The 24377-nt window shown below is 42.8% G+C and carries 21 protein-coding genes and 1 pseudogene; all 22 read right to left on the minus strand.

The window, feature by feature from the left end; all coding sequences use genetic code 11:
* Positions 1–36 precede the first annotated feature (36 nt).
* Positions 37–1578 (minus strand): ribonuclease Y, encoded by a 1542-nt coding sequence (gene rny / locus QFZ77_RS24775; RefSeq protein ID WP_307443427.1) that lies wholly within the window; start codon positions 1576–1578, stop codon positions 37–39.
* 385 nt (positions 1579–1963) lie between these two features.
* Positions 1964–2653, minus strand: a complete 690-nt coding sequence (locus QFZ77_RS24780; protein ID WP_307443428.1) for a regulatory protein RecX — start codon at positions 2651–2653, stop codon at positions 1964–1966.
* Positions 2654–2729: 76 nt separating this feature from the next.
* Positions 2730–3773 carry a recombinase RecA gene (recA, locus tag QFZ77_RS24785; RefSeq protein ID WP_047672987.1) on the minus strand — a complete coding sequence of 348 codons (1044 nt, stop codon included), beginning with the start codon at positions 3771–3773 and terminating at the stop codon, positions 2730–2732.
* A gap of 175 nt (positions 3774–3948) precedes the next feature.
* Positions 3949–5199: a competence/damage-inducible protein A gene (locus tag QFZ77_RS24790; RefSeq protein WP_307443430.1), complete on the minus strand. Its 1251-nt coding sequence runs from the start codon at positions 5197–5199 to the stop codon at positions 3949–3951.
* 214 nt (positions 5200–5413) lie between these two features.
* Positions 5414–6001: a CDP-diacylglycerol--glycerol-3-phosphate 3-phosphatidyltransferase gene (gene pgsA / locus QFZ77_RS24795; RefSeq protein ID WP_171648926.1), complete on the minus strand. Its 588-nt coding sequence runs from the start codon at positions 5999–6001 to the stop codon at positions 5414–5416.
* The gene (gene rimO, locus QFZ77_RS24800) at positions 5998–7326 is read right to left on the minus strand and encodes a 30S ribosomal protein S12 methylthiotransferase RimO (protein WP_307443432.1); all 1329 of its coding nucleotides are present in this window, start codon (positions 7324–7326) and stop codon (positions 5998–6000) included. Before rimO ends, pgsA begins: the two co-directional genes overlap by 4 nt.
* Positions 7327–7454: 128 nt before the next feature.
* Complete coding sequence (locus QFZ77_RS24805) at positions 7455–7946, minus strand: YajQ family cyclic di-GMP-binding protein (protein WP_047672977.1); 492 nt, start codon at positions 7944–7946, stop codon at positions 7455–7457.
* A gap of 142 nt (positions 7947–8088) precedes the next feature.
* Positions 8089–8970 carry a helix-turn-helix domain-containing protein gene (locus tag QFZ77_RS24810; RefSeq protein ID WP_307443435.1) on the minus strand — a complete coding sequence of 294 codons (882 nt, stop codon included), beginning with the start codon at positions 8968–8970 and terminating at the stop codon, positions 8089–8091.
* 48 nt (positions 8971–9018) lie between these two features.
* Positions 9019–9762, minus strand: coding sequence for a DUF3388 domain-containing protein (locus QFZ77_RS24815; protein WP_373291262.1), 744 nt, complete (start codon positions 9760–9762; stop codon positions 9019–9021).
* A gap of 128 nt (positions 9763–9890) precedes the next feature.
* Positions 9891–10742: a hypothetical protein gene (locus tag QFZ77_RS24820; protein ID WP_307443437.1), complete on the minus strand. Its 852-nt coding sequence runs from the start codon at positions 10740–10742 to the stop codon at positions 9891–9893.
* A gap of 93 nt (positions 10743–10835) precedes the next feature.
* Entirely contained in the window at positions 10836–11087 is a 252-nt protein-coding gene (locus QFZ77_RS24825) for a DUF3243 domain-containing protein (protein ID WP_307443438.1), read from the minus strand.
* 96 nt (positions 11088–11183) lie between these two features.
* A pseudogene (ymfI, locus tag QFZ77_RS24830) lies at positions 11184–11940 on the minus strand (elongation factor P 5-aminopentanone reductase).
* The gene (gene yfmH / locus QFZ77_RS24835) at positions 11937–13226 is read right to left on the minus strand and encodes an EF-P 5-aminopentanol modification-associated protein YfmH (RefSeq protein ID WP_307443440.1); all 1290 of its coding nucleotides are present in this window, start codon (positions 13224–13226) and stop codon (positions 11937–11939) included. The pseudogene ymfI and the gene yfmH overlap by 4 nt, the downstream one beginning before the upstream one ends.
* A 3-nt stretch (positions 13227–13229) precedes the next feature.
* Complete coding sequence (yfmF, locus tag QFZ77_RS24840) at positions 13230–14510, minus strand: EF-P 5-aminopentanol modification-associated protein YfmF (RefSeq protein WP_307443441.1); 1281 nt, start codon at positions 14508–14510, stop codon at positions 13230–13232.
* A 101-nt stretch (positions 14511–14611) separates the two neighbouring features.
* Positions 14612–15391: a spore cortex-lytic enzyme gene (sleB, locus tag QFZ77_RS24845; RefSeq protein WP_307443442.1), complete on the minus strand. Its 780-nt coding sequence runs from the start codon at positions 15389–15391 to the stop codon at positions 14612–14614.
* Between the two features lie 124 nt (positions 15392–15515).
* Complete coding sequence (locus QFZ77_RS24850; RefSeq protein WP_307443443.1) at positions 15516–18065, minus strand: DNA translocase FtsK; 2550 nt, start codon at positions 18063–18065, stop codon at positions 15516–15518.
* A gap of 64 nt (positions 18066–18129) precedes the next feature.
* Positions 18130–18369 carry a YlzJ-like family protein gene (locus tag QFZ77_RS24855; RefSeq protein WP_171688227.1) on the minus strand — a complete coding sequence of 80 codons (240 nt, stop codon included), beginning with the start codon at positions 18367–18369 and terminating at the stop codon, positions 18130–18132.
* A complete protein-coding gene (locus QFZ77_RS24860) occupies positions 18366–19100 on the minus strand; it encodes a ClpP family protease (protein WP_307443444.1) in 735 nt (244 codons plus the stop codon). Before QFZ77_RS24860 ends, QFZ77_RS24855 begins: the two co-directional genes overlap by 4 nt.
* A gap of 218 nt (positions 19101–19318) precedes the next feature.
* Positions 19319–20995 (minus strand): ribonuclease J, encoded by a 1677-nt coding sequence (locus QFZ77_RS24865; RefSeq protein WP_307443445.1) that lies wholly within the window; start codon positions 20993–20995, stop codon positions 19319–19321.
* 170 nt (positions 20996–21165) lie between these two features.
* Entirely contained in the window at positions 21166–22029 is an 864-nt protein-coding gene (dapA, locus tag QFZ77_RS24870; protein WP_307443447.1) for a 4-hydroxy-tetrahydrodipicolinate synthase, read from the minus strand.
* 27 nt (positions 22030–22056) lie between these two features.
* A complete protein-coding gene (dapG, locus tag QFZ77_RS24875; protein WP_307443449.1) occupies positions 22057–23274 on the minus strand; it encodes an aspartate kinase in 1218 nt (405 codons plus the stop codon).
* Between the two features lie 51 nt (positions 23275–23325).
* Entirely contained in the window at positions 23326–24363 is a 1038-nt protein-coding gene (locus tag QFZ77_RS24880) for an aspartate-semialdehyde dehydrogenase (RefSeq protein ID WP_307443451.1), read from the minus strand.
* Positions 24364–24377: the final 14 nt, after the last annotated feature.

The following is a 24377-nucleotide window of genomic DNA, read 5'->3' on the forward strand; positions in this document are numbered from 1 at the left end:
AAAGTGGCTATATTAGCCACTTTTCGCATTGGTATCTTATTTAGCGTATTCAACAGCCCTTGTTTCACGAATGACCGTAACCTTAATATGTCCTGGATAATCGAGTTCACTCTCGATTTTCTTCGTAATATCGCGGGCTAGACGGAACGCTTCGGTATCATCCACTTTCTCCGGCTGAACCATTACGCGTACTTCGCGACCTGCTTGAATGGCGTATGATTTCTCAACACCTTCGAAGGATTCCGAAATTTCTTCAAGCTTCTCCAGACGTTTAATATACGTTTCGAGCGTCTCTCTGCGTGCTCCAGGTCTTGCTGCGGATAAAGCATCTGCAGCTCCTACTAACATCGCAATAACAGAGGTTGCTTCCACGTCACCGTGATGCGAAGCAATACTATTAATAACGACTGGATGCTCCTTGTACTTCTTACCAATCTCAACACCGATTTCCACATGAGATCCTTCAACCTCGTGGTCTAGCGCCTTACCGATGTCATGAAGCAGCCCGGCACGTTTCGCCAAAGTTACGTCTACCCCGAGCTCCCCGGCCATCAGACCAGCCAGATAAGCTACTTCCATGGAATGTTTCAACACGTTTTGACCGTAACTTGTTCTGAATTTCAAGCGACCCAAAATTTTGATCAAGTCAGGATGCAATCCGTGTACACCAACCTCAAACGTGGCTTGCTCCCCATATTCGCGGATACGTTCGTCCACTTCTTTACGGGATTTCTCCACCATCTCTTCAATGCGTGCTGGATGAATACGTCCATCAGCAACAAGCTTTTCTAAAGATGTACGAGCAATTTCGCGTCGGATTGGATCAAATCCTGATAAAATAACTGCTTCTGGCGTATCATCAATAATAAGGTCGATACCCGTCAATGTTTCCAGTGCGCGAATATTACGTCCTTCACGTCCGATGATTCGGCCTTTCATTTCTTCATTTGGCAGTGATACAACTGAAACGGTTGTTTCAGCAACGTGATCTGCAGCACAACGTTGAATGGCGAGCGTGATGATTTCACGGGCTTTCTTATCGCCTTCTTCTTTGGCTTGCTGTTCGATTTCTTTAATAAGCTGTGCGGTTTCGTGACGAACTTCCTGTTCTACATTTGTAAGAATGATACTCTTAGCTTCATCCATTGTAAGACCAGAAATTCGCTCTAACTCCGAAACTTGACTTTTATAAAGCTGATCAATTTGTGATTGTGTATCCTCGATCCGCTTCTCTTTGTTGGCAACTTGCTCTTCTTTACGCTCGAGAGATTCTAATTTTTTATCCAGCGATTCCTCTTTTTGCAACAATCGTCTTTCTTGTCGTTGAATTTCATTTCGACGTTCACGAATGTCTTTTTCAGCTTCGGACCTTAGTTTATGCACTTCGTCCTTTGCTTCCAGAACCGTTTCTTTTTTCAGTGCTTCTGCTTCCTTCTTGGCAGATTCTCTAATCTGTTCAGCGGCTGTTTCAGCACTGGAAATTTTCGCTTCTGCAAGAGATTTACGGATAAAATAACCAATCCCTAAGCATGCAGCTCCAACAATGAGAATGATCGCGATCCAGATGAATGACATCATCTTGTTCACCTCCTCGTTGGTTTCTCCAAGGTGTTAGCCTGGGATTCCCTTCGGTTTTTTAATCCGATTTTTAATTGTTTGACTAGTCATACATACCCTACTTATTAAGAGTATGGCTTTTAAATGAATGCGCACCGTGCGTTAGAGGCACTATAGTGCTAATAATCCATAATCAACAGTGTAAAAATTGGCGGTTTCTACATCTGTCCCCTCAAAATCAATGAATTGAGTATGATTTTGAATACATTATGAAAATATACACTGTTATTTTATCTTTTGTCGAAGAAGCTTGTCAAGCGAATGTCCCTGAGATGACGGAATAAGTATTTCCAGTACCTGCACAATACTTAATGACATTAACTAACTGAAGTAATAGTTAATGACATTAACAATCAAATGGGTCATCTGAGATTTCAAATTCCTCTTCACTCGATTCACTGCTTAATACCCCCAAAACCTTGTTAACAATAGAGCCTGTATAACCTCTCCGCATTAGAAAAGCTCCCGTCTTTCTTTTACGATCCATCGTCTTGCCTGAGGTTTGCTTCCATTTCGTTTGGCCCAACTTCATTGCCCCCGTATACTCATCTTCGGGATTGATAGTCTCCATAGCATTTTTGACCAATTCTTTATCAATGCCTCTTTGTTGGAGCTCCTGTCGAATGAGATTACGACCTTTCCGCTGTGAAATAATGCGATTATCTGTCCACATTTTCGCAAATTCCTCATCATTGATATAATTTTGCTGGACTAGCTTCTCACATGCCCATGCAATAATAGGCACTTCGAATCCTTTCTCTTTCAGCTTACGTTTTACTTCACTTAATGAATGAGGTCGTCTGCCTATCATGCTTATTGCCTTTATATAAGCCATATTCTGTTCCTCATCAAGCGTTATACTTTCGATTTCTTGTAGATGTATGGTTTCCCCTTTATTTAACCGATGCTTGATTAGAATGTCTTCATGAACAGAGAATGCATACTCTTCATTTAGAAATATATTGTATCTATGCTTACCGCGCTTCTGTTTCTCAACCTTGGTAATAATCAATACTTGTTGCTCTTCACTATTCAAAACTAAACCACTCCTTCAATGAACAAAAGCACCTTAACACAAGGTTTAAGGTGCTTTCATGTATGATCATTTAAACTTATTCGAAATCCGGTTCTAATTCATCATCTTCCTCGTCAACATTAAGAGGAACTGCTTTGATTAAATTACTGTTCTCTCGAATCCGTAATTCAATCGTTTCCGAAATACTTTTGTTATCTTTCAAAAATTGCTTCGAATTCTCACGGCCTTGACCAAGACGCTCACCTTCATACGAATACCAAGCTCCGCTTTTATTAACGATATCCATCTCTGTTCCGATATCAATAATACTGCCTTCGCGTGAAATTCCTTCACCGTACATAATATCAACTTCCGCTTGCTTGAACGGCGGTGCTACTTTATTCTTAACGACTTTAATTCTTGTGCGGTTACCAACCATATCATTACCCTGTTTGATTGTTTCCACACGGCGAACATCTAGTCGAACGGATGAGTAGAACTTCAGTGCACGGCCACCAGGAGTTGTCTCTGGGTTACCAAACATAACGCCGACTTTTTCACGTAATTGGTTAATGAAAATCGCGATAACTTTGGACTTGTTGATCGCACCAGACAGCTTACGAAGTGCTTGGGACATCAAGCGAGCCTGCAGACCCACGTGAGAATCACCCATATCGCCTTCAATCTCTGCTTTAGGCACTAATGCCGCTACAGAGTCAATAACAATAATATCTACAGCACCACTTCGAACTAGTGCTTCAGCGATCTCAAGTGCTTGTTCACCGGTATCTGGCTGAGAGAGTAGAAGCTCATCTATATTAATACCAAGCTTGCTTGCATAAGAAGGATCCAATGCGTGCTCCGCATCGATAAAAGCTGCTTGTCCACCATTCTTCTGTACTTCTGCGATAGCATGTAGAGCTACCGTTGTTTTACCGGAAGACTCGGGTCCGTATACTTCTATAATTCTTCCGCGTGGAAACCCACCAATACCAAGAGCGATATCAAGTGCAAGAGATCCGGATGAAATCGTTTCAACTTGCATATGTGTAGATTCTCCAAGTTTCATAATGGAGCCTTTTCCGAACTGTTTCTCAATTTGACGTAAAGCATTATCAAGTGCTGCGCGACGATCTGACAAAACACTCACTTCCTTCTTCTATCATTATAGGTATATGATAACTTGTTTTCAGGTGTTTGCCAAGCATTTTTTCGAACATACATTCGACTTTTTAGCGAACAAACAAAAAACCGCAACAAAGTTATCGCTTTGCTACGGTTCTTCCGTTAACACTTAGTCTCATTATATGCCAACTCTAGCTATCTTTCAACTGTTTCCATAAATGATAGAGTGCGCTTTTGGCTGCTCTATGCTTGATGGACTCCCGATTACCAGATAGCAGCAGAGTAATAACCCTTGTTGCTACGTCTTTTTGAGCAAAACCTATATAAACAAGTCCAACTGGCTTGCCTTCAGACGGACTTGGACCGGCTACACCCGTGACTGATAGACCAAAGTCACTTCCGGTCACAGTAATCAATTGCTCCGCTAAAAGGGCCGCTGTCTCGCTGCTAACAGCACCAGGTGCACCCTCCCCTTCCAAAACTTCTATTGGAACACCGAGGAGCTTATGCTTTAAGGCATTAGAATAACAAATAACTCCTCCAAGAAATGATTGGGAACTCCCTGGCACCGCAGTAATCAAATCACTGAGCAAGCCGCCCGTGCAGCTTTCAGCTACAGCAAGTGTCTGATTCTTCTCGCCAAGCAATTGCAGCACAATCGTTTCGATGGTAACATCTTGGTCGGCATAGAGATGCTCTCCTAATCGCGTTCTAATCTCTAGTTCGGTCGCTTGAAGATTCCGTTCACCTTCTGAAGCTGTCTGTGCACGTGTTGTTAAGCGAATCGTCACTTCGCTTTCTTTGGCATATGGAGCGATCGTCGGGTCCGTTTGAGCTTGGATTAGATCAATTAATTGATGTTCCAAGTTAGATTCACCGATGCCGGCAAATTTAAGCATTTTGGAATAAAGCGGAATCTCACCCGTCATCCTTGCGCGCAGCCAAGGAGCCGCATACTTGGTGAACATCGGCTTCATTTCTTTGGGCGGACCTGGCAGAAGAATGAAATGTGTCCCTTCGTATGTAAATGCAACACCAACAGCAAGCCCTGTTTCGTTATGTAAAGGATCACTTCCCTCAATCATCATCGCTTGTCGTCTGTTACTTTCCACCATATGAATTCCGCGCGACTGGAACATATCCGTAATTGTTTTCATAGAGGGCTCATGCATAATCAATTCACGGCCTACAAACGCAGCAAGCACATCTTTCGTCAAATCATCCTGCGTAGGTCCAAGACCTCCTGTACAAATAACGACATCAGCCCTTGAAGCGGCTAATTTGAAGCTTTCTAACAATCTCTGTTCATTATCGCCAACGACCGTTTGGAAATACATGTCAACGCCAAGAGCAGCACATTCTCTGGAGAGAAATTGAGCATTTGTATTTACAATTTGGCCGAGTAAAAGTTCCGTTCCAACAGCGATAATTTCTGCTTTCATTCCGAATTACCTCCTTAAAATGAGAAAACCTCTATCGAGGTCATTCAAAAATGAGCGACCTCCTATAGGGATCTTTGGTCTCCAACCAAAGATCCCTGATGCGGAGAGACTTTGGTCTACGACCAAAGAGCCCTGATGCGGAGAGACTTTGGTCTACGACCAAAGACCCCTATCCGCCAATTCTTATGTGGTAGAAAAAACACAATAGGTTGTCCTATTGTGCCTTTTCTGAAAAATCTATGACATGCTTATTCTTTACAAAGTACTCTACACCAGAATACACGGTAATAATTGCTGCTGCCCAACTAGCTATAACATCAAAAGGGAAGTGCATAAACGTAAAAGGAAAATTATTAATAAGTAGTGCAATGATGGCTGTAATCTGAGCTGCCGTCTTCGCTTTTCCCCATTTGCTAGCCGCCATCACGGTGCCTTCCAATAGAGCAATTTGGCGAAGTCCTGTAACAGCCCATTCCCTACTGATAATGACGATGACAATCCAAGCATCTACTTTATCCATTTCCACTAATGACACGAGCACAGCCGTAACAAGCAGCTTATCCGCTAAAGGATCAAGCAGCTTGCCCAAATTAGTTACAAGATTACGTTTTCTGGCAATGTAACCATCTAAACTGTCTGTACTCGCTGCAATAATGAAAATTAAAGCAGCAATAATTTGATTATACGTTATGCTAAATTCCTCTATCCGTATATGAGGGAATTTCACCTTAATCAACAGAAAAAACATGATGATAGGTACTAATAAAATCCTCGCCACGGTGATGCGGTTGGCCAGGTTCATGCAATTACCTCCCCGGATAAGTCAAACTCATAAGAGTGGGTAATACGAACTTTAGCTAGTTCACCAATGTTAAGCTTCGCATTCGATACGAATACTTCTCCATCAATCTCAGGAGCATCAAATTGGGAACGTCCAATATATACATCACTTCTGCCATCGTATCTTTCGATAAGTACGTCAATTTCCTGCCCGATGCGGCGTCCGCCACGCAGATTCGAGATTTCACGTTGAATTTCCATAATCGCGTTCGCGCGGTACTCTTTTACATCATCAGGAACTTGGTCCGACAAACGTGCTGCTGGCGTATCATCTTCCTTGGAATAGGCAAAAACACCGAGACGGTCAAACTGGATGTCGCGAACAAATTGTTTCAAGTTTTCAAAATCTTGTTCGGTTTCGCCTGGGAAACCTACAATGAGTGATGTGCGTAGGGCTACATCCGGAATCGCTTCACGAATTTTACGAACCAGTTCACGCGTATCCTTCTGGCGGCCAGGTCTACGCATCCGTTTGAGGATAGAATCTTCGCTGTGCTGAAGTGGCATATCGATATACTTACATACCTTCGGATTAGATGCCATGACAGCAATCAATTCATCGCTAAAGAATCCAGGATAAGCATAGTGAAGTCGCACCCACTCGATACCTTCCACTTCACTAACTTTATTTAGTAAAGTAGGTAGCATGAAACCATCGTATAGATCCGTTCCATAATTCGTGGAATCCTGCGCGATTAAACTAATCTCTTTAACGCCTTGTGCAGCAAGATTAGCTACTTCAGCAACAATGGACTCCATACTTCTGCTTTTGAAATTGCCTCGCATAATTGGAATACTACAGAATGTACATGCATTATCGCAGCCTTCTGCAATTTTCACATAGGCTGTATATCGAGGAGTAGTCATAAGCCTTGGCAGGTCCGCATCATAATTAAACACCGGATTCCCAACAAGAACCGGTTTCTTTCCGCGAAGTGCTTCATCTACGATATGGTTGATTTTATCGAAATCTCCGGTACCCACGATGCCATCAATCTCAGGCATTTCTTCCATCAACTGCTTTTTGTAGCGTTGAGTCAAACACCCTGATACGATAAGCGCTTTGAGATTCGCTGTTTGCTTTAGTTCTGCCATATCCAAAATTGTATTAACGGATTCTTCTTTTGCTGCATCAATGAACCCGCAAGTGTTCACGATAATGACAGTGGCATCTTCCTTGTTCTCAACAAGCTGAAAACCACGGCCATGAATTAATCCTGACATAATCTCGGAATCGACCAAATTCTTTTCGCAACCGAGAGTAACTACTTTAACCTTTTCTGTCATGAAAGAAACAACCTCCAATAGTCCTAAAAAACACTCCCTACCAGTATAATACAAGCCCTATAGGGTGTCAAAATGTAAAAACCCCCTACATGTAGGGGGTGACTTTCCAAAGAACATCGTATGTATGCTTATTTCAAGTTTACAAATTGTAAATCAAGAGGAATTTCCGCCTTACGCAGCAACGCAATAACGGCTTGTAAGTCATCACGACTCTTCCCGGTTACCCGGATTTGATCCCCTTGGATTTGCGTCTTAACTTTAAGCTTAGAGTCACGAATTAGAATGTTAATTTTTTTCGAGTTCTCCTGATCGACACCTTGTTTCATGCTAATTTTCTGCCTTACGGTAGAACCAGCCGCTGGTTCTACTTTACTGTACTCGAGATTCTTAATCGAGATACCGCGCTTCGTCATTTTGGCATGCATAATATCAAGGACATTCTGAAGCTTAAACTCATCATCGGAAGTGACAACAAGCTGGTCCTTATCCAATTTAATGCTGCTTTTACTACCTTTAAAGTCAAAGCGGGTAAGGATCTCTTTTTCCGCCTGCTGTATGGCGTTGTTTAGTTCCTGCATATCCACCTTGGATACGATATCAAATGAACATTCTGAACTCATCTTAGACAAAACATCCTTTCCATCAAATTACAATAGCATTATAGCAAGAAGCCGTAAAAAAAGAAACATCCCAAGCCCTCTCGGCCTAGGATATCTCTTGGTATTATTCATTACCCGGGAAAGCGCAGGAAACGTCAAAATGCTAGTTTTTCTGCAAATTGAGCTGTACTCTCTTGGGGTTTGGTGTATCCCCGACAGGAACGATCGTACCATTCACATTAAGCTCCAAAGCACTAGCTGCACCTACATTTAAATACGCAGAACCAGTTAAATCAAAAGAGTCCGTGTCACCGGCTTTGTAAAGTTTCTGTCTAAGCATTTCTTTACCGCCTGCCTCTGTAAGAGAGTCCACACGAATCCAACACGAGCCTGTTATTTTCATCTGAATATTCAGATTGGAAGTACCGGTTATCGTATAATTATCTACACCTTTCTCGCTACTGCTAAACTTAACTTGAACAGATGGCGTTGGTGTCGGTACCGGCGTTGGAGTAGGAGTTGAAAGAGGCGCCACTTTACCGTCACCGGACGCATTCATTGTCGTACTTGGAGCAGTGCCAGTCGCTGGATTCGTAGAATCCGTGATTCTCGGAGATTGCGTTTGAGAAGGATTTTCATCCGCTGGCGTTCCCTTATAATTCTTATATGTATAGTAGTATACGATACCGAATATAAGGAGAATGAAACAGACAAACATCGTACCTGAAGCCCAGCGGCTCAATTTCTCGGTATTACGCACACTAGTTCTATTATTACGAATCGTTTCTACAACTGGTTTCTCTACAGCTGGGGAGGGATTCGTCGTTTGGTACATGCCCAGAACTTCAGCAGGATCAAGTCCCACCGCTTCTGCGTAGCTCTTAATAAAGGCACGTACATAGAAGCTGCCAGGCAAAACCTTGTAGTTTCCTTCTTCAATCGCTTCCAAGTAGCGTTTACGAATTTTCGTAACTTCTTGAAGATCATCAAGCGAGATCTTTTTTTCCTGTCGTGTTTTGCGTAAAATGTGTCCTAGATCAGACATATGGTCACCTCCCCGCGGGATCTTCTTTATTTAATGACGATACAGACATCAAAAAGGTTCGGACGTATACGTAAATGAATCATAATTGATTTCTTCATCTGGGCTATTTCGCAACTCAATAATATAATCGAAGTGATTATAAGTGTATTCCGACTCCCGAATAAATATATCCGGATGCTCGATAACCTTGGTAGAAGGCATACCCATAATGTCCTGTAAAAGGCTGTAATGCTTCTCATTTGAACGTATAGTGGAAACGATACCATCAATAATATATACATTATTTGGAGTCATTTCATCTTCCGACAGTTGACTGCGTACGGTTTGTCTGAGTAACGTAGAGGAAACGAAAGTCCAACGTTTGTTTGCGCATACACTTCCTGCAATAATCGACTCCGTTTTACCAACTCGCGGCATTCCCCGAAGGCCTACAACTTGGTTCCCTTCTCGCTTGAAAATCTCACCAAGGAAGTCAACTAATAGCCCCAATTCATCACGAGTAAAACGGAATGTTTTGCGATCATCCGAATCACGCTCAATATACCGACCATGACGGACAGCCAAAATATCAACAAGCTTTGGGGGTCTAAGAGCAGTAATAGTAATATTATCTACTTTTCTTAACATTTTACCCATTAAGTCAATTTTTTCTTCATCATTGGTTTGTAGAAGCATACCGCGTGTACGATCTTCTACCCCATTAATAGTCACAATATTAATATCCAGCATCCCCATCAAGGAAGCAATATCCCCTAATAAGCCGGGACGATTTTTGTGAATTTTGTACTCCATATACCATTCTTTAACGTCCAATCTTTCCACCTCATCGCAATATCTGTAACGAACAAGTCGATACCTATTGAAGTAATTTCTACAATTTCCGTCAATGTCCTTCTTTTATCGCGCAAAAATCCACAAATTTATTTCATTTTTAGTTCTTTAAGCTCTTGTTCGTTGTAAATCGTACCACCCTTTTTCCATGAACTGGTTTTCATCATAGCGAGACGATTTTCCAAAATTTGGGCCCAGTTAAGTTCAGCCGATATAGCTCCTGAGATATCCACAACCGATACTCCAATAGACTTAGCTTTCTGTACTTGTGCCTCATCAACTGGTGTATAGAAAATAATCGTGTTGGAGTGATGCTGTCTTGTTTGGAATGATAGCTGCTGAAACCACTGTTCATTATTATCGAGCAAAACAATATGATCCGCTTCCTCCGAAGGTGCCCAAGCAGAAGGAATGGGACGATCACTTCGAGTCACCCACTCCACGACAACGTTTTGTGCTAACAGGTCTTGGATCCATTTATTTTTCAAGGTCTCAATCTGAAGTGAATCAATTTGTAAGAACGAAGCTTGCTCATTTACCTGACTAGTGATTCCTTTGGCATCAAGCTGACTTTGTAATAAGGTCCATTTACCCATCGAAAGTCCTTGCCCAATCACCCCATTAGCAGAAGGAAACAGTTCATTACCAATGACATATATGTAATCATATTTACTTGCTTTCAACTTTGCTATTACGCTTTCATCCAGTTGATTCAAATCCTTGATCCAATCAAAGGTTATAAAATTCGTATCTCTCCACTGCTGAAGCGCATTTCCTACCGACTGCTTAGAAGACGCAGATATACTAGCTCCTGTCAGCATTAGCACAGATAATTTATTATCCAACAATTCCTGCTTAATGACTGGAATTCCACGATTTCCACACCCTGCTAAGATAAAAGATAAGAGCAATAAAGTAAGCATAAAACGTTTGATTGCCATGAAGTTACAATTCCTTTCTTCCTTATAAAGCGTGCAAAAGCCTCCGAAAGAGGAGGCTTTCACATAGTACCCTATTGAATTGTAAAACGGTTATTAACCTTTGTCTACTAATTTTACCATGAGGCGGGCAATTGTAAGCTTTTCTTGCTCATCCCCTGCATCCCACAGCTCTTTGAGCACTCGCTCTTGTTCATTTTCGGGATCCACTTTATTTGACAGAAATTCACCGATTTGAAAAGCGAGCTTAGAAATGGTTTCCTCACTCATCCCCGCATGTCCAGCCTGACTCACACGTTCAGCCAAAAACTCTTTCCACTTATCAAATACTTTAAGTACAGTAGCCATTGTAAGAAGCCTCCTTTGAGTTATGAGAAATGGTCATTACATACGTAATATTCGCTTCCCTGCTTAAAATTATGCGCGAGGCTTCCTACACTGTACTCAGGTTAACCAACCACCATTTGGACTTATGATTTGACCCGTAATATAACCGGATTCAGGCAGTGCTAGAAAGTATACAAGTGAAGCAACTTCAACAGGCAAAGCAAAACGGCCTGCCGGAATTTCGTTGGCGATCGCTTCCCGCTCCTCAGGCTGAAATCCTGCCATCATTTCGGTATGTACCGCACCGGGCGCTACGGCATTCACAGTCACACCAGAAGGAGCCGAGCTCCTTCGCTAACGCCTTCGTAAAGGCGTTCAACCCACCTTTGGCTGTTGAGTATACAACCTCACAGGAGGCACCTGAGATGCCCCATATGGAGGATACATTAATAATGCGGCCGTACTTTTGTTTGACCATTGCCGTCATGAAAGTTTGTGTACAAAGAAAGGCTCCTTTAAGATTTACATTCATCACCAGGTCCCAATCTTCTTCGCTTACATCAGAAAGCATACCAAAGTGAGAAATCCCCGCATTGTTCACGATAATATCAGGGACCATGTCTCTTTGTTCCAGCTTCTCCTGCATCTTGTTGATTTGCTCACGAGATTTTACATCCGCGGATACGGTTAACACCTTGGCGCCATGCTTCATGCAGGATCTGGCCACTTCATTAGCAGCTTCATGCGACTCACGGTAATGAATAACAACATTCATGCCTACCGCGGCAAAACGCTCAGCAATGGCTGCACCAATTCCCCGGCTAGCTCCTGTTATAAGAACTGTTTGTTCACTGAATGGCTTAGGGAACGTCACGACGGCTTACGACTTTGCACAATCGAAATAGCAAGTCTGCTCCAATCAAAATGCTCGCGGAACCGACGGTTCACGTCTTCAAGTGTAATCTGCTCGTAAACAGGCAGTATATCGAATAAATCAATATCTTTGAAACGGTATTTAGTGAATTCATTCGCTATGGATTCCGGTGAGTTCATCATCCGAAGGAAATTACCAATTTTTTTCTTACGACTCCGTTCAAAAGTGACTTCATCGAGTCCAGAATCCTTACGTTTCTCAACCTCTTCGCGAATGCGCACTACAAGTTGGTCCGGATCTTTGGTATCTCCGCCAAGAATGGAGAAAGCATAACCCTCACTGCAATTATATTCATGACCAAAATTATCGGAAATCAATTGCTCATCATATAGTGCCTGATAAATATCAGAGCTTGAACTGAACAAAACATCTAACATTAATTTCGTCGTCAATTCTCTAACTAACAAGTCTTTCCCACTTACAGAAGGCGCAGGCTCCTTGAATCCGATTAAACATTTTGGCAATGAAACAGGTAGTAATGTTACTCTGCGCGCTTCCTTCACTTCTAGGGGCTCTTCTGGGAAAAATCGTTGGATATCACCTTGAGGTGGAAAAGTTTTGGCAGCTTGGTTCCCTTTAACTAACGACATTACCTCTTCTGGGTCTACGCCTCCAACCACAAACAGACTCATATTGCTAGGATGATAAAATGTGTTGTAGCACTCATACAAGGTTTCTTTTGTGATTTCGGCAATAGACTCTACTGTACCAGCAATATCAATATGGATGGGATGCTTAGCATATAAGGATTCAATTAATCCATAATAGCTTCTCCAATCCGCATTATCTTCGTACATTTTGATCTCTTGACCAATAATGCCTTTTTCCTTTTCTACATTTTCATCTGTAAAATAAGGATTTTGCACAAAATTAATTAATGTCGTTAAATTTGTTAAATAGTGATCCGTGGATGAAAATAAGTACGCTGTCCGATCAAAGCTTGTAAAAGCGTTAGCCGAAGCGCCGTTTGAAGCGAAAGTAGCGAAAATATCACCTTCTGGCTCCTCAAACATTTTGTGCTCAAGAAAATGAGCAATGCCATCCGGAACTTGGACTGCCTCTTTCCCTTCAACTTGAAAAAAGTTGTCAACAGATCCGAATTGCGTCGTGAACGTCGCATAGGTTTTCTGGAAACCGTCTTTGGGTAGAACAAACACATGTAGCCCATTATCAAGCTTCTCGTGATAAATGGTTTCACCCAGGTGTGGATAAGGAATAACCTGCATCTTCTACTCTCCCTTCTGGTCCCGCAAAAAGTATATCGTATCCAGTTGAACACGCTTAGCAGCTTCTGCAATAGCCGTAATATCTACCTGCTCCACAGATTCAATCAAGCCTGAAACCGTACGTTCTTTTCCAGATAAAATAGCATTAAAGTCAAATGAAATTAATTCAAATGCGGAATCCTGAATTTCGCGCAGTTGATTGGCAATCATGGCTCGGGTTTGATTCCATTCAATATCACTAATCTCCCCTTGCTCCATGGCAGTCAGCTGCTTTCGAATGATATCAACCGCTTTCTCATAATTCGCCATTTCAATCCCCGATTGAATCGTCAGAATACCTTTGTGACCATCAAACCGAGAAGAGGCATAATAGGCCAGACTCGCTTTCTCACGAACATTCGTAAACAATTTGGAATGTGGGTACCCTCCGAGAACGCCGTTATACATAAGAGCTACTGGGTACTGCTCATCTCGATACGAAATATTTGTACGCAGTCCCATGTTCAATTTCCCTTGATTAACATCTAGACGTTCAACGATTGTCTTCACATCACCTGAAGCTCCCCGCGGGGCAGATGTTACATATCCGACATCCTCCTTACGTTCAATGGAGAATGCCTGCTTTACAATACCCTCTACTTCAGAAAGCGTCGTATTTCCAACGACATAAATATCGATAGGTGCCGATTGAAGCCAGTGTTTATATTGTTCGTATAGTCGCTCGGCATTGATAGGGTCCAAATCATCTATTTTACCTAAAGGGTGAAGCCGGTAAGGATCATCACTGCACATTTCTTCGATACAGCGTTCAGCCGCATAACGAATTTTATCGTTAATGACTGATTCTATGCGCTTCTGGAGAGTCTGCTTCTCAGCATCGACATATTTATTACGAAAATGTCCTTCTTCAAGCGCTGGTTTTGTCAAAGTTTCTCCAACGAATTCAAGTCCCTGTTTTAATAAAGATTGTGCCGATTTCACGAATCGGTCATTGATGATATCCATGCGTAACTGAACAATCTGATAATCGCCCCGTTTGTAAATATCAAAACCGAATCCTGCACCATATAAATCATCTAAATATTCTCGAAATTGCTTCGTTTCTGGGCGCAATTCCGTACCTCTACGCAGTACAAATGGTGTTAATGCGGTACTCGTGACCGTTTCCTCCTCTAGAGGACGGCCTATGTACACTGAAATGGCAAACGTTTTAAACCGATCTGTCGGCAGCACATGTAAACGTATATGATTCCATGTAGTGCGCTCAAATTGGATATGCTTCAAAGGTCGGTCTCCCTTCTTTGTCCGTGATATAAATCCATTATATTCCTATACGAAGAGGAGAAGCAACCAAAGCTGGTTCCTTCTCCTTGTCCATGTCTAAATTATTTACAGAAAATATGCTTCCCAATATTTTTGACTTGCGGCCTACTCCAAATCCATTTGGATGTCGCCGTTACCGGGTTGAAATAATAGATACAACCGCCCGTAGGATCCCATCCATTCAGCGCATCTTTTACGGCCTTTTTCGTCGATTCGTTTGGTGTTAGCCAAATTTGGCCATCTGCTACGGCTGTGAAAGCACCAGGCTGAAAGATAACACCAGAAACCGTATTAGGAAAACTTGCTGACTTCACACGATTCAAAATAACTGCTGCTACGGCTACTTGACCAATATAAGGTTCTCCCCGAGCCTCACCGTGCACAGCATTCGCCATCAGATTAATATCCTGCTCAGATAAGCCCAGGTTATTAGAAGGCAGCAAATTGGCCGGCTTTTGATTTGAAGTAGCCGTTTCTTTGCCTGCACCGCTCTGTCTTCCTGCAGATGGTGCAGTAGGCTTCCAATTCTTCGTAGCTTCCCACAGTTTAAGCTTGGTCTTGGGACCTACAACGCCATCTACTTTCATCCCAAACTCACCTTGGAATCGCTTCACTGCCGTTAAAGTCTTATACCCATAATCTCCGTCTATACTGCCGTTATAGAAGCCAATGAACTTCAATCTGCCTTGCAGCTCGTTAACGTCTGCTCCTGTGGCTCCATAACGCACTTCATTTTTACTAAACGTTTCTTCTGCAGGTGGATTGAACTTTCCCTTCAACTGAAAAGCGACAACTAGTACGAAAACAATACAAAATGTAAGTACAATTAATCGTTTATTCATTCCCCTTCTCAACCTCACTTTTCAAATTACAGCCTTTTCTTGCTTATTATGAGAAAGGGGCTCTCTGTTTATGCAAAAAAAAACACTCTCCTAAGGAGAGTGCTTGTCCAATCGTCTATTTTAACTAGGAACTGATCCGATTATGATGGTATTGTTCAATCGACATCAGCACCTCTCGAGGCTTACTGCCTTCGTACGGACCGACGACCCCTTTGGCTTCCATAGAGTCAACCAGCCTTGCCGCACGTGTATAACCGACTCTCATACGTCGTTGCAGCAGGGAAACAGAGGCTTGCTTGGCTTCCAATACAATTTGAACAGCCTGGTCGTACAGCTCGTCTTCAAATTCATTTTGCTGTTCCGGCATTTCTTCCACATGCGGGACCATTTCTTCTTGGTAATTCGCCTGCTCCTGCGTGCGTACAAAGCCAACCACATGTTCAACCTCTTGGTCAGATAAAAAGGCACCCTGAATACGAACAGGCTTGGACGCGCCTACTGGCAAATAAAGCATATCGCCTCGACCTAACAGCTTCTCGGCTCCGACCATGTCCAAAATGGTCCTTGAGTCCACTTGAGACGAAACACCAAACGCAATACGAGATGGAATATTGGCTTTAATCACGCCCGTAATAACATCAACGGATGGTCGTTGTGTAGCAATAATTAAATGAATACCTGCTGCGCGGGCCATTTGAGCAAGGCGTGTGATAGAATCTTCCACATCATTAGCAGCAACCATCATTAAATCGGCTAACTCGTCCACAATAACTACGTAATATGGCAGAGGGACTGCTGTACCGCTTTCTGTCAACATGGCATTGTAGCCCTCAATATTTCGCGTTCCGCTTTTCGAGAATAGTTCATAACGCTTTTCCATCTCAACGACGACCTTCTTTAGTGCTAACGAAGCTCGTCGAGGATCAGTTACAACTGGTGCCAGTAGATGTGGGATCCCATTGTAGACATTCAATTCAACCATCTTCGGATCGATCATAAGAAACTTCACTTCATTAGGCTTTGCTTTATACAAAATGCTCGTAATAATCCCATTAATACACACGGATTTTCCTGAACCGGTGGCTCCAGCTACAAGTAGGTGAGGCATTCTCGCCAAATTTCCGACGATTGGTTGTCCAGAAATATCACGCCCAAGTACAACGGATAGCCGCGAGCTGGATTCTTGAAAAGCGGATGTTTCCATGACTTCACGCATGGTCACGATTGAAACCTCCAGATTCGGCACCTCTATGCCGATCGCAGCTTTACCAGGAATCGGCGCTTCCATCCGAATATCCTTGGCGGCAAGCGCCAACGCGATATCATCGGTCAAGGAGACGATTCGGCTGACCTTCACACCCACGTCGGGCTGTATCTCATAGCGTGTCACGGCAGGGCCTCTGACGACCTCCAGCACCTTGGCGCGAACCCCAAAGCTCTCCAAGGTGGCTTCGAGCTTCCTTGCATTCGCTTTATAGTCGGCCATCTCACTGCCTTTGCCAACAGCAGGCTTAGCTAATAATTCAAGGGAAGGCATCTCATATGGCCGTGTTTGCACAATCGGCACATTCTCTTCAAATTCTAGCGTAACTGGTTCCTCATCCGTGTCAACAGCCCCTGCTCCCTGAACTTTAGAGACCGGCGCTGTAGAGGAAGCTGCAGGATGTTTGACAGCCTGCTGAGCTTCTTGAAAAACTTGCTCCTGAAAATCACGAATAATAGGTGTGATTGGTTGATCTGTGGATGGTGAATCTGATTCAGCAGCTTGCTTCGCGCTTGACTTATAAAGAACTTGCTCGGTTTCATCTGCTGCACCTAAATCATTTAAATCATCTGCATTTGAATTATTCTCGACTTCCGCCTTTTTCCGATTTTCCTTATTAGGACGAAGCAGCTCCATAAAAAGAGGTGTCTTCTTCGCCCGTTTAACAGGCTGAAAAACCTCCTCATCGAATTCATCATCAACAGGAACATATGAGGATTTCTTCGCCTTAGGTGCACTAGCACCTGCAGAGACTGTTTGGGGCTGACGTGTTTCGCGATCCTGCAGCCACTCTTTCATTCTATCCTTAAAATTTTGGCCTACATTACTGAAACGACCCTTCACGATATTACCAATGTCTACGTAAGAAATGCCTGTTGCCAGAATAAAACCCATGACAAACAGGGCATATTGGATTAATCTTGCGCCCAAATAATCGAACAGAAAGTAAAGGACACTATATAGCATAGCGCCAATCATTCCGCCGCCAATACCATGTTCGAGTGCCGCTTTGCCTGCTTCTGTTGGATGCAGCCCATCTAACATAGCATTCCATGTTGATCCGATGACTTTACCAGACGTGAAACCGCCATCAGGATATAATTGAGCAAACAAATCAATATGATTTTTTATTAGTAGTCCAAGAATGAAAAGCAGTATGCCTGCTTTCTTGGGCGTAACCATCTGTGGCCATGCTCTCTTAATCATCGCATATAAGGCCACATATATGAAAATCAGCGGTATAAGTGAATACCACGTTCCCACAAAAAATCGAAAAAGGTAAATCAACGAATTCCCGACATGCCCTTGATGAGCAAGCGCAATGACGGAGAAGATTAGAATGAGAATACCATATAACTCGAATAACAAGCTTGTTTTTAGAGCCTTACCTTTTTTCTTGCGTTTCGCCACGCTTGCCACCCCCAAGTCCACATTATACCATATTTGACTTGGGGGATGATACAGGAAGAGCACACTAGAAAGTTAAAGTTGCCTCAACTACAGGACTATATGAAATAATAGTTCCAGGGGCATATTGATTGTTTAAATAATCCTGCGGATTACAGCTAAACAGCCTGACAATACGTGCCTGAAAGCCACTAATCGGTTCAATTTGCATTTTGACTCCACCCTGATCGATCTCGATAAATTTGGGTTCATAAGTCTCCATTCCTTCAAAAATCACATCCATGGGAATAACGGAGTAATGTATCATTGTACGATGCCTCCGTTCGCTGCTGCTTTCTTGATCTCTATACGCTGATTAAGCTCTCGGATTGCATCTCCGATACCACCCACTTGATCTATCAGGCCATATTTAACAGCGTCTATACCAATGACTGTTGTCCCAATATCCCTTGTTAACTCACCGGTCTTAAACATTAACTCTTTAAACTTTTCTTCCGTTACATTAGAGTGCTTCGTAACAAACCGCACAACACGTTCCTGCATTTTATCCAAATATTCAAATGTTTGTGGGACTCCAATAATTAAACCATTTAAACGAATGGGGTGAATCGTCATCGTTGCCGTTTCGGCAATAATCGAGTAGTCCGCTGAAACTGCTATGGGTACACCTATACTGTGCCCGCCACCTAATACCAAAGCAATGGAAGGCTTCGATAGTGTTGCGACCATCTCTGCAATGGCTAGCCCTGCTTCTACATCTCCCCCTACCGTATTTAAAATAATCATAACGCCTTCAATCTTAGGATTCTGCTCTGCGGCGACTAATTGAGGAATTAGGTGCTCATATTTGGTCGTTTTATTCTGGGGAGGGAGAACGATATGTCCTTCCACTTGCCCAATAATGGTGAGACAGAAAATATTAGATTCGCCAGAAAGCGTATTAGTTTGACCTAACTGTTGAATGTTTTCGAGGACTGCGTTTTTCTTACCTTCTTCCGTTTCCGGTTCTTGTTGTTTCGGTCCTGTGGGTGCTGCCACTGAAAATCCCCCTTCGAGTTTTATTTTTGCGAAAACAGCTTTGTAAGCTTAAACAGCATTGTGCTAGCAAACTTTGCATGTACTGTTCATAATCTCCCATAGTATGAATAAATTTGCGTACTTTCATGCATTAGCCCCCACTAACTACAAGAAAAAAAGCTCCCTCCAGTGATGGAGAGAGCTTTACTATTGCATAGGTTCAAGTGACTTGTTCGAGCCTAGACTTCCATGATTATAGGAAGGATCATCGGTCTTCTTCTGGTTTGTTCATATAAAAAGCGTCCGAGAACATCTTTCACGTTTGTTTTTAAAGATGCCCACTCATTTACATTTTCATTCATTAATTTCGTTAATGTATTCGTTACGATACGATTAGCTTCTTCCAAGAGACCCTCAGATTCACGTACATATACGAATCCGCGAGAAATAATATCTGGTCCAGATAAAATTTTGCCATCTTGTTTGCTGAGTGTAACTACGACCACAAGGATACCGTCCTGAGACAGTAATTTACGGTCACGCAACACGATGTTGCCTACATCTCCAACACCCAGTCCATCAATAAGAATGTTGCCGCTTTGAACTTTAGATCCTTTGCGAGCAACACCATTTTGAATTTCTACCGTGTCACCGATATCGCACATAAATATATCTTCTTTAGGAATGCCGACAGACTCGGCTAGGATGGCATGTTGACGCAGCATGCGATATTCGCCATGAATCGGAATAAAGTACTTAGGCTTCATAAGATTGAGCATTAACTTCAATTCTTCTTGGCTACCGTGACCTGATACGTGTACGCCAGTAACAGAACCTGGACCGTAAATCACATTAGCACCAATACGGAATAACTCATCTACGGTACGGCCTACATAACGCTCATTCCCCGGAATTGGAGTTGCCGCAATAATGACAGTATCACCTGGTAAAATATCGATTTTACGATGGGTTGAACGTGCCATTCTTGTAAGAGCCGACATTGGCTCTCCCTGGCTTCCTGTGGAAAGAATGACAACGCGATCAGCGGCAAGTTTGTTAACTTCCTCTGGCTCAATTAACATGCCATCCGGAATGTGCAAGTACCCTAACTCGCTAGCGATCGAAACCACGTTAACCATACTGCGACCGATTACTGTTACTTTGCGATTTGTTGCTGCGGCTGCATCAAACACCTGTTGAACACGGTGAATGTTGGATGCAAATGTCGCAATAACAACTCTTTGCTTAGCTTTACGGAACACTTCTTCAATCTCAACCCCAACACTGCGCTCAGAACCTGTGTAACCAGGACGTTCTGCATTTGTGCTGTCGGAAAGCAAGGCAAGTACGCCTTTCTTCCCAATCTCTGCCATACGATGCAAATCCGCATATTGATCATTTACAGGAGTTTGATCGAACTTAAAGTCTCCTGTATGAACAACAACACCTTCTGGTGTATCTAAAGCGACACCCACAGAATCAGGAATACTATGATTGGTTTTGAAGAATGTTGCTGTAAGAACGCCTAAGGATAGAACGGATTCCGAATTAATGAGGATCCGGTTCGTAGTACCAAGTAAATTTGCTTCCTTCAGCTTTGCTTCGATAAGTCCCATTGTAAGCTTAGTAGCATAAAGTGGAACGTTAAGATGCTTAAGCACATAAGGTAAGCCGCCAATATGATCTTCGTGGCCGTGTGTGATGATAATGCCGCGTACTTTATCCCGATTCTCCGTTAGGTATCCAATATCTGGAATGACGATGTCGATTCCAAGCATGTCCTCCTCTGGAAATTTCAAACCACTATCAATGACGATGATATCGTTCGCATACTGAACGCAATACATATTTTTTCCGATTTCGCCCACGCCGCCAAGAGCGAAGATCAAAAGTTTATCAATATTTTTTTTGGACAAGAATATACCTCCTTCTAAGATTGGACGACGAATTTTAAATGAAAAAACCGAACTAGTCACTTGCAACCATTATACATGAAAAAAAACAACAAATACAAGTTAATACCTATTACTTTAGATTCCCCAAAAAAAGAAAACCGATGCCGGAAGCACCGATTCATTAGGCGTTATCATACAAAAAGTGATTGGATGAATTGTCCTTCTTGCTCGGATACACGAACTAACGGAAGTCTTACGCCTCCAGTTTGAATGCCTTTCAATGCTAGAGCATGCTTAATTGGAGCAGGACTCGGTACACGGAAAATGCCAGTAAAAACAGGATGAAGCTTACGATGAAGTTCTGCCGCTTGCTGAGTGTTACCTTCTAAATAATACTTTATCATAGATTGCATTTCTTTTCCAATCACATGACTAGCAACACTAATAATTCCCTGACATCCAACCGCTAGAGCAGGCAGCGCACTGCTGTCATCCCCACTGTACACATGGAAATTAGGGGCTGCATCATTAAGTATACGTGTCAATTGATCCGTGTTAGCGCAATCTTTGGTAGCCACGATATTCGAAATTTGGGATAGACGAATAGTTGTCTCCGCATCCAAATTCACACCTGTGCGTCCCGGTACATTATAAAGCATAATCGATACCTGAACAGACTCAGCTACTGCTTTAAAATGCTGGTACAACCCTTCTTGGGAAGGGCGGTTATAATAAGGAGCTACGATCAGTAACGCATCGACTCCAAGTTTTTCAACTTTTTGGGAAAAATGAATGGTGTGTGCAGTGTCATTACTTCCTGTACCTGCAATGATCTTGCAGCGCCCCCCAGCATAACGAACAGATAGTTCGATAAGCTTCAGCTTCTCATCATCTGTTAATGTTGGTGCCTCACCAGTCGTGCCACAAATAACAAGGCTATCGGACTGCTGCTCTTCGATCAAATAGTTAATTAATGGTTCCACTTGCTCCCAGTTCACTTGTAAGTTCTCATCAAACGGAGTGACCATAGCTGTAATTACTCTTCCAAAATCCAAAAGTTATACCTCCTCAATCTCACATTTTCACTTATACAAATTGAACTTATGATGTAGTGCCCTAACAGATTTAATCATATCAACACCATGGACAAGCACCCAAATCGTTGTATTTGAATCGGCTGATTGAAGGATACGTATGTCCTCTACCGTTAATGCCTCAACAATATGCGCCATAATTCCTGGCACTCCGTTCATACCGCCGCCGATCACAGAAACTTTCGCACATCCACTCACAGCCTTAGGATCATAACCTTGACCTCTGAGCAGTTTGAGAGCGCGTTCTGCTTCATGATCGAACACCGTATAAACGACACCCGATGGATTGACATTTATAAAATCAACACTAATCTGATGCAGTGCCATCGTTTTAAATACACGAAGCTGAAGATCGAATTGACCTTCAACCGCAGCAACATGAATTTGAGTAATGTTCGTAAAATGGGCAATTCCCGTAACGAATCGATCCTTCACTTGACTAATATCCGTAGGGATACTGTCTGAAGCTGTAACCAACGTTCCTTCTTCTTTGGAAAACGTAGATCGCACACGAATCGGAATATTAGCCTGCATGGCAACTTCTACCGCGCGTGGATGTATAACCTTAGCACCATTATGTGCCATATTGCAGATTTCAGCGAAACTTACGCGAACTAGCGGTTTAGCATCCTCAACGATCCGTGGATCCGCTGTCAATATCCCGTTCACATCTGTGAAAATATCTACAATTTCAGCTTTAAGAGCAGCACCAAGAGCAGTAGCCGATGTATCACTACCCCCGCGACCTAATGTTGTCAGTTCGTCTTGACTTGTTTTACCTTGAAATCCGGTAACAATGACTACCCTATCTTGCTCCAACAATTCAAGGATCCGGTTGGGCTGCATAGCTATTATCTGGGCATTACCGTGAACATCATTCGTAAGAATACCAGCTTGCCCACCTGTCAAAACCGTAGAGTTAATACCTGTTGCTTGTAATAAGCTACACAAATGTACCGCAGAAATTAACTCTCCGCAGCCCATTAGCATATCGAGTTCCCGCGCTGGCAGCCCCTCCCCGTTTTTTCGAACGAGGTCTAAGAGCGTGTCAGTCGCATAGGGTTCTCCTTTTCTTCCCATCGCGGATACAACAACAACTAATTTATAATGATTGATAAGTGCGTCTTGAATGTGTCCAATAACGTGTTCTCTGGCATTAGCGGTGGAAAGCGAAGTGCCTCCAAATTTTTGTACAAGGATTCGCATGAGTTTCCCCCATATTCACTGCATGATGATTAACGCAGTTCTACTTGCTGATTATTGTTCTATAGCAATATATTCAGCAATTTGTACGGCATTCCATGCAGCGCCTTTTAGCAGGTTGTCAGAAACAATCCACATATTTAGCGCTTTCGGATTGCTCAAATCACGGCGTACACGACCAACGAAAGTTTCCAACTTACCCGCTGCATCTGTAGCTAGTGGATATTGCTGCTCAGCCGGATTGTCAACAAGAACAATACCAGGGGCATTAGCAAGTAACGTCTTCACTTCTTCTACGTCGAAATCTTCTTTTAATTCAACATAGACAGACTCAGAGTGTCCATAAACAACCGGAATACGAACACATGTAGCTGTAACTTCAATGGACTCATCGCCCATAATTTTTTTCGTTTCAAGAATCATTTTCATTTCTTCATTCGTAAAACCGTTATCGAGGAATTTATCAATTTGCGGAATCGCATTGAAGGCAATCTGATGTTTCACTGGCAAAGAACCAACCGGCAAAATATCCGGCTTCGCATCATTCCCTTCAAGCACTTCTTTCGATTGCCTCAACATTTCGTTAATCGCTTTAGCACCAGCTCCAGAAACAGCTTGGTACGTTGATACAATGATACGGGAAATCCCGTAGCGATTATATAAAGGCTTAAGTGCAGCTACCATTTGGATCGTGGAACAATTCGGATTTGCAATAATGCCTTTGTGCTCGTTAATTTTCTCTACGTTTACTTCAGGTACTACTAGTGGTGTTTCAGGATCCATGCGGTATGCACTCGTATTGTCGATACAGATCGTACCCGCCTTAACCGCGTGAGGAGCTAATGCCTTCGTAACATCGCCTCCAGCACTAAATAAAGCAATATCAACGCCTTGAAAACTTTCTGGCGTCGCTTCTTGAACAGTTACTTCTTGACCTTTGAAAGAAAGCTTTACGCCCGCTGAACGAGCGGAAGAAAGTAATTTCAATTCCTTGATGGGGAAATTCCGTTCATCCAATAGACGGATAATTTGTTCTCCTACTGCGCCTGTAGCGCCTACGACTGCAACGTTAAAAAGTTTCTGGTTCGACATGAGCTGGACTCTCC

The organism is Paenibacillus sp. V4I3 (genome assembly GCF_030817215.1).
In the GTDB taxonomy this organism is placed as follows: Bacteria; Bacillota; Bacilli; order Paenibacillales; family NBRC-103111; genus Paenibacillus_E.